This is a genomic window from Vibrio sp. OPT46, from assembly GCF_015163535.1.
GTDB lineage: Bacteria > Pseudomonadota > Gammaproteobacteria > Enterobacterales > Vibrionaceae > Vibrio > Vibrio alginolyticus.
On the sequence record NZ_JADDYG010000133.1, the window covers coordinates 31,275 to 39,016 of the forward strand.

Annotated in this window: 7 protein-coding genes, 2 tRNA genes, 1 rRNA gene and 1 riboswitch; all 10 genes read right to left on the minus strand. The window is 45.5% G+C overall.

Going from position 1 to position 7,742, the window contains the following annotated elements; translation table 11 throughout:
* Nucleotides 1–520, minus strand: a 520-nt coding sequence (locus IQR33_RS32390) for a thiazole synthase (protein ID WP_228013779.1), incomplete at its 3' end; no start/stop codon positions are given.
* A gap of 5 nt (nucleotides 521–525) precedes the next feature.
* Complete coding sequence (thiS, locus tag IQR33_RS05990; RefSeq protein WP_193837150.1) at nucleotides 526–780, minus strand: sulfur carrier protein ThiS; 255 nt, start codon at nucleotides 778–780, stop codon at nucleotides 526–528.
* A 38-nt stretch (nucleotides 781–818) separates the two neighbouring features.
* Nucleotides 819–1,592, minus strand: a complete 774-nt coding sequence (locus IQR33_RS05995) for a HesA/MoeB/ThiF family protein (RefSeq protein ID WP_193837151.1) — start codon at nucleotides 1,590–1,592, stop codon at nucleotides 819–821.
* Complete coding sequence (locus tag IQR33_RS06000; RefSeq protein ID WP_193837152.1) at nucleotides 1,579–2,994, minus strand: thiamine phosphate synthase; 1,416 nt, start codon at nucleotides 2,992–2,994, stop codon at nucleotides 1,579–1,581. The genes IQR33_RS05995 and IQR33_RS06000 overlap by 14 nt, the downstream gene beginning before the upstream one ends.
* Nucleotides 2,994–4,934 (minus strand): phosphomethylpyrimidine synthase ThiC, encoded by a 1,941-nt coding sequence (thiC, locus tag IQR33_RS06005; RefSeq protein ID WP_053306506.1) that lies wholly within the window; start codon nucleotides 4,932–4,934, stop codon nucleotides 2,994–2,996. The genes IQR33_RS06000 and thiC overlap by 1 nt, the downstream gene beginning before the upstream one ends.
* Nucleotides 4,935–5,097: 163 nt before the next feature.
* Nucleotides 5,098–5,196, minus strand: a riboswitch (TPP riboswitch).
* 60 nt (nucleotides 5,197–5,256) lie between these two features.
* The gene (gene crcB / locus IQR33_RS06010) at nucleotides 5,257–5,640 is read right to left on the minus strand and encodes a fluoride efflux transporter CrcB (RefSeq protein WP_005378811.1); all 384 of its coding nucleotides are present in this window, start codon (nucleotides 5,638–5,640) and stop codon (nucleotides 5,257–5,259) included.
* Nucleotides 5,641–5,763: 123 nt separating this feature from the next.
* Entirely contained in the window at nucleotides 5,764–7,146 is a 1,383-nt protein-coding gene (locus IQR33_RS06015; RefSeq protein ID WP_193837153.1) for a multicopper oxidase family protein, read from the minus strand.
* A gap of 244 nt (nucleotides 7,147–7,390) precedes the next feature.
* Nucleotides 7,391–7,467 (minus strand) — tRNA-Trp (locus tag IQR33_RS06020).
* Nucleotides 7,468–7,528: 61 nt separating this feature from the next.
* Nucleotides 7,529–7,605: transfer RNA gene (locus IQR33_RS06025), tRNA-Asp, on the minus strand.
* A gap of 45 nt (nucleotides 7,606–7,650) precedes the next feature.
* Nucleotides 7,651–7,742, minus strand: a 5S ribosomal RNA gene (gene rrf / locus IQR33_RS06030); the annotation flags it as partial.

Here is a 7,742-nt window from a genome sequence, read left to right on the forward strand (position 1 = left end):
CTTGGTCGATGATGATCTCTAGGAAATCGTGAGAAACTATCCCTTTGTTAGAACCGATCGGCGCACCTAATGGCATGACTGCAGCACAGCCTACTTCTTCCAATCGTTTACACAGAACCGGGTCAGCATGACAATAAGGAAGGACAATGAAGCCTTCACGAACCAGTTGCTCAGCGGCTGCTAGTGTCTCAATTGGATCGGGCATCAAGTACTTCGGGTCTGGATGAATTTCTAGTTTTAACCAGTTAGTACCCAACGCTTCTCTCGCCAATTGTGCTGCAAACACAGCATCTTTAGCATTCTTTGCACCTGAGGTGTTCGGCAATAAGTTCACACCCGTTTGTACTAACGGCAACAAAATATCGTCTTGTTGGTCGTTCACATCCACACGCTTCAACGCCATGGTCGCAAGTTGAGAACCCGATACTTGAATCGCTTCTGCCATTAATCGGCTGTTGGCAAACTTCCCTGTTCCCGTGAACAGTCTTGATTCGAATTGTTTATCACCAATTTTAAGCATCGACTTTAACCCCCTGCGATCGCTTGAAACAAAGAGATGCTGTCTCCCTGTGAAAGAACTGTGCTAGCCCACTCACTGCGCGGCACAACATTGTTATTAATTGCAAAAACACAGCCCATTTCAGGCAGCGCAAGTTGACTAATGATTTGCTGTAGATTCGACTCACTGGCAACTTGATGTGACTGGTCATTGATGACAATAGTGATCACATCTAAGTCAGCAGCGGTCATTTGTGTTGTTTGTTGTTCTGATAACGTCATTGCTTCCAACTCTCTTAATTCTGGCCATTACTCATAAGCTAAATCTGAGCACACACTTGGCACTGTTTGTCTTTACTTATCGCGATGGTTTGCCATTGCAGCTTCAATCCATCGAACAGGTGTAACTTGGCAGTCTCGACATGAAACTTTCCCGTCGCCAGTTTTTGAATTGCCGCTATCGCTTGGTAGTTGCCAAGTGTGCCCACCACCGGACCGACGACACCGCTGTCACTGCACTTTTGAGTTTGTGGTAATTCGTCGAACGGATACAAACAGCGGTAACAGGCTTTACTCTGCGCTTCTTGTTCACTTGGTGTTTGGTAATCAAAGACTGCGAATTGCCCTTGCCAACCAACAGCTGCCGCCGAGATGAGCGGCGTATTTTGCTCGAAACAAACTCGGTTAATTAGCTGGCGCGTTGGCATGTTATCGGTGCAGTCGAGCACCACATCCGCTAGCATCACCTCAAGCTGCAGCTGTGCTTTGTCTAATCGCTTATTGAGAGCACGAATTTGAACCATAGAATTAAGTTCAGTCAGTTGCTTTACAGTCGCTTTTGTTTTCGCAACTTGTAGGTCTTGTTCACGATAAATGATCTGACGTTGTAGGTTACTGCTATCAACTTCATCGTCATCGACCACAACCAATTTACCAACACCCGCTGACGCCAAGTACAAGCTCGCTGCGCTCCCTAACCCACCACAACCGATGATCAGCACATGCGATTTACTCAAACGCTCTTGCCCACTTTCGGCAATTTCAGGCAGAGCGACTTGGCGCTGATAGCGAAGGAACTGCTTATCCGTGAGCATGCTCGCCTCTCTTGTTATGCGCCAATTCACTATTCTGATCAGTAAACGTTAGCTGTCTTTCCTTCATCAGTTGTGCGAAGAACTCGATGACGGACTGAGGTGATTCTGCCAACGTAATAGCTCGCACAACTGCCAAACTAGAAACACCTGCTTGCCAAACTTGGTCTGCATTAGATTGGTCAATGCCACCAATCGCGACCGTCGGAAAGCCAAGCACATAGTCACTACCTGCTTTGTCTTTTGCGGGACGGAAAGCAGCCTCTGTATTTGTATAAGGAATGCTATCAATCAGCTTTTGATATAGAGCCAAGCGCACCAAACCTTGTGGTTTCGATGGCATCTGTTTAGTGGTGGTTGGGAAAATATGCCCTAGCGCGATGTAACTAGGATGAATTTGTACGATGCGCAGTAGCTCATAATAACCATGAGTAGAAAGACCAAGACGAATGCCGGCTTTAGTTAGCTGAGCCAAATTCGATTCTTCTATGTCTTCTTGTCCTAGGTGGACGCCATAAGCGCCATGCTTGATTGCCAACTGCCAATAGTCATTGATGAACACTTGTGCTTGATACTGACGACCTAGCTCAATTGCTCGAATGATTTGTTGTTCTAAATCGGCTTGTTGTGGGTTCTTGATTCGCAGTTGAATAGTGTTGATGCCTAGTGGCAGTAGACGCTCAATCCAAGCAACATCATCAACGACTGGATAGAGCCCTAGACTTTGCTTAGTTAGAGTTGGAAAGCTAACGCTCTCACCTTGTGCAGACCAACCAACTTGAATACCTAGCCGGTTATCCTCTAGTACAGGTGTGGGGAAATCATCAAATTGGTCAGCCCACTGAGCGGATCGTCCCTCGTCAAGGTTGTCATTCAACAGTGTTTCACGTGAAACATTCGCTTGTTGAGTTAGCATTCCTCGAGCAAGTGTTAACGCATCTTCGATAGGAAAATCGAGTACTGTCAGCGTTACTATCCAAGCAAGGTGATGTTCAGGATCGAACATTGCGTTGAATTTGGACTTAACGGAAAGCGCTCTCACTTCGTTGTTAATTGGGTGACGCCAGATATCAAGCTGAAGCACTTTCTCCTTTTCATCGGATACCTGAGTATCAGCAATACCAATATAAATCGCTTTCGACGGTTGCTTAGCACACGCTTCTACCGACAAAGCAGAACGGTAATAGAGCACAAATGAACTCTCATGCTCAGAGTCATAATCATCAATGAGATCAGTCGTTATGTGTGTGGTCTGTTGGCCGCGAACAAGCTGAATAGATTGAGTTGGGCTCACACCCAACTCAATGTCTTCTATGCTAAAACCCTGTTCTTTCGCCAACAACAAACATTGCTGAACTAAACCTGTCAGTTCAATCAACGATGACGGAATAAGGATTTTGCTCATTAGTCACTTACCTCGGCATGTGCTGCTGGGTGGTATAGCTCGGAACCTGACTCTCTAAATTCTTGCGATTTCTGACGCATCCCTTCAAGAGGATCATCTAGCATTTTAATCGAGATAGCTTGGTCCGCAGCAACTTGCTCAGTGTCTTTCGCGTACTCTCGTACCTCTTGCGAAATCTTCATCGAGCAGAACTTTGGTCCGCACATCGAACAGAAGTGAGCAACTTTGCCGGACTCTTGAGGTAAGGTTTCATCATGGAAAGCGCGCGCGGTATCTGGGTCGAGTGACAAGTTGAATTGATCTTCCCAGCGGAACTCGAAGCGAGCTTTAGAAAGCGCATTATCACGAACTTGAGCACCTGGGTGCCCTTTCGCTAAATCAGCGGCGTGCGCAGCAAGCTTATAAGTGATCATACCTACTTTCACATCTTCTTTGTTTGGTAAGCCAAGATGCTCTTTAGGAGTGACGTAGCAAAGCATCGCACAGCCATACCAACCAATCATGGCAGCGCCGATGCCTGAAGTAATATGGTCGTAACCAGGAGCGACGTCTGTCGTCAGTGGGCCAAGGGTGTAGAATGGTGCTTCATGGCAGTGCTCCAGCTGCTCTTCCATGTTCTCTTTGATCATATGCATTGGAACATGGCCAGGACCTTCGATAATTACTTGTACGTCGTATTCCCACGCAATCTTGGTTAACTCACCAAGGGTACGAAGCTCTGCAAATTGCGCTTCGTCGTTAGCATCGGCCACCGAGCCAGGACGCAGACCATCACCGAGAGAAAGTGCCACATCATACTTAGCACAGATTTCACAGATCTCTCGGAAGTGGGTATATAAGAAGCTTTCTTGGTGATGCGCTAAACACCATTTCGCGATGATAGAACCACCACGAGAGACGATACCAGTAACGCGTTTTGCAGTCATTGGCACATAACGAAGTAGTAAACCGGCATGGATAGTAAAGTAGTCAACGCCCTGCTCTGCTTGCTCAATCAGGGTATCGCGCATCACTTCCCAGTTAAGGTTTTCAGCAACACCATTCACTTTCTCAAGCGCTTGGTACATTGGCACGGTACCGATCGGAACCGGACTGTTACGTAGAATCCACTCGCGAGTTTCGTGGATGTTACGTCCAGTAGAAAGATCCATTACGGTATCTCCACCCCAACGCGTTGCCCATACTAACTTTTCTACTTCTTCCTCAATCGAAGAAGTGACCGATGAGTTACCGATGTTGGCGTTCACTTTGACCAAAAAGTTACGTCCAATGATCATTGGTTCGGATTCTGGGTGGTTAATATTGGAAGGGATAATAGCGCGACCTTCGGCGACTTCTTTACGCACGAATTCGGCGGTAATATCTTTTGGTAGGTTCGCTCCGAAGCTTTGACCCGGATGCTGTTGATTCAGCACTTCATCGCGATACTTGGCACGCCCCATGTTTTCACGCAGCGCGATATATTCCATTTCTGGGGTAATAATACCTTTGCGAGCATAGTGCAATTGAGTCACACAATGGCCATCTTTGGCACGTCGAATACGTGGTAAATTACCGTAACGAAGATCGTCTAGTGTTTCGTCTTCTAAGCGTTCTTTGGTGTACACCGAGCTTACTTCATCAAGTAGCTCAGTATCGGCGCGCTCTTCAATCCACCCTTCTCTCAGCTTAGGTAAGCCATTATAGAGGTCTATGGTGTGCTCTGGATCTGTGTATACACCCGACGTATCGTAAACGCGTACTGGCTCATTAGGTTCGAATATAGGCGCTTCTTTTGTGCCTCCAATAAGGCTATCAGCGAGTGATATTTCACGCATTGGTACACGAATATCTGGACGTGAGCCTTCTACGTAGACTTTGCTTGAATTGGGGTACGGTTGTACCGAGAGTGTATCAATGAACTGTTTTGCTTCCAGTCTCGCTTGTTTGCGACTCGACATAGCATTTTTCCTTGCTTTGTTATACTAGATAAAAAGTAATTGGATAAAAATGCTTGGCGGATAGATGCGACAAGAGGAGTCAAATTAAGGCTAGTTAAAGCTTACGATATTTGCCTGTAACAACATTCGACTTTTGATAGGTCAACCAGAAAGAACTCCGGTGTGAATATCTTCTCTTGTTCCCTTCGCAGATTCTAATCTGATCAGGTTCAACGGATCCCGAATTAACGGTCTCAGCCTTATGGCACTCCGACAAGTGATGTCAGTATATAAAAACGGCTTGGTGAAACCAAGCCGACCTGTTCAATTTTTAACTACTTTGCTAGCTGCGCATCAATAATTGAAAGCCTATCCACGCCGCTGAAATACTTAACACTACATTCAACAATACGTTCAACCCCATCTTAAAGAAAGCGCCCTGCTGCATAAGCAACACATTATCCATCGAGAAGGTGGAAAACGTCGTTAGTGCCCCTAAAAAACCCAAGCCAATCACTTGTCGCCAAGGTTCCGTTGCCAAAAGTTCATTATCGAAAGCTGCTATCAATAAGCCCATCATAAATGAGCCAACAACGTTAACGGTTAACGTACCATATGGAAAACCACGCCCCAATAAAATGACACAAAGTTCAGAAATTAAGTAACGAGAACATGCACCAAATGCACCACCCAATGCAATAAAACCCAAAACGGATAGTTGTCCCATAATTCCCCCAGAAAAGTTAATGGCGACATTGTAATCAAATTTACGGCAATAGTGATTATACAATCTTAGAATTCAGCAAAGTATAGCGCTTAAAACTTATCAAGATTTTAAAAGTTACAGGAGTCACTTTACTTCGATGTAACCCATCAAACCCGTCTTCATATGTTCAATTACATGACAATGGTACATCCAACGCCCTGGGTTATCTGCAACAAATGCAGCTTTCGCACTGCCATTTTTTCCAAGTAAGACCGTATCGGTATGAAACGGTTCGTCGAGTTTTTTTCCATCTAACTCAAGAACCGTAAATGTGTGTCCATGAAGGTGAATAGGATGATGATATTGGGTGACGTTCTTTAGGTTGAAGATATAGGTTTTTCCCATCTCCAATGTTGAAAGGGGCGCTGGAATATTATCTTTGCTCATTCCCTCCCAAGCCCGTTTGTTCATCAGCCAGAATTTAGGTATCGCTTTGCCCGATTTATCAGCAGGAGTGATCGCGCCCTCCCACTCAAACACATAATCGATTTGCTCTGCATTTTTCAAATCGAGAGCTGGCACAGGGTTGAGAGGTAATAAAGGCAGTTTCTGGTTGCTCGGCAAGTCAGACTCAACAACGTCAAACTCGCACAAAGGGAATGGGAAGCGTCCTTTCATTTGACGCACATAAACACGTTTTCCAGCCTTTGGAGCAATCAATCCGATATCTAACCTCATTCCCGGACCAATTTTGTGCTGAGTGAGCTTATAAGGCGTTTTAACAGGGTTACCATCAATAGCAATAACCCAAGCCTCTGCGCCTTCTATAGCGATCGGGTAAGTAATGGTGTTATCGACATTAGCAATTCTTAATCGCGTGGTAGCATTCTGCTTCAGCGTATAAACAGGTTCATGCACACCATTGACGCTACTCCACTCTCCGGGAGTCCCCATACGAGCGCTCAAGCGCGGCACCATAAGGTTCTTCCACTGACCTTGTTTGTCTAAGTGCCAATGCTTTAGAACTATTTCCTGTTCTTCATCAAATAGAACAGTCTCAGCCTCTTCAACGATAATTAGCCCAACTAAGCCCATACCAAGTTGCTTAACGCTATTCATGTGGGGGTGATACCAAAACGTGCCTGCATCTGGCGGTGTAAATTCATAAACGAATGTTTCACCCGGCATGATAGGCGGCTGGCTTAAGAAAGGTACACCATCCATTTCAATAGGGATTCGCAAGCCATGCCAGTGGATTGTAGTCGGCTCTGAAAGCTTGTTAGTAAACCTAATTATAACTTTCTCGCCTTGGCGACAACGAATCGTAGGCGCTGGAATCGAACCATTAAATGCGAGTACGTCTGTGTTAAACCCAGGGATCAATTCTACAGTAGAAGGCTCTGCAGTGATATCGTATATATATTGCCTCTGCTTATTAGTGCTCCTAGATAGAGAACATGCAGGTAGAACGGTAAGCGCGGAGATTGCTAAGGATGATTGAAGAAAGCGTCGACGAGATATATCCATACATAGTTACTCATTAATCCAGATCGGTTGAGTTTAACTAAATATAAATAGTGATTCCCCTTTATTATTAAAATTTCGGGCCACTGATCATTACAGCTAACTGTAGTTTCGTTCGTTCAGTAGATTAAATGCTGCCAAAGTACAGCAGAAAGCCATACTTACGGGATAAGAGTAGAAATAAGCTGTAATAATGAGAAGAAACCAGATACAAAAAAGGCTCTGACCTAAGTCAGAGCCTGATATGTGGCAGGGGTGGAGAGATTCGAACTCCCAACACGCGGATTTGGAATCCGCTGCTCTGCCAATTGGAGCTACACCCCTATAGAATTTTCATATTCTAGATTTGACAAAACCTCGCATAAGCGAGGTTGTCGATATTAAGTGGCGGAGTGGACGGGACTCGAACCCGCGACCCCCGGCGTGACAGGCCGGTATTCTAACCAACTGAACTACCACTCCGCAGTGGTATCACTCGCTTTAATAAGCAAGTATCCAAAATTTAAAGCCTGGCGATGTCCTACTCTCACATGGGGAAGCCCCACACTACCATCGGCGCTATTTCGTTTCACTTCTGAGTTCGGCATGGAAATCAGGTG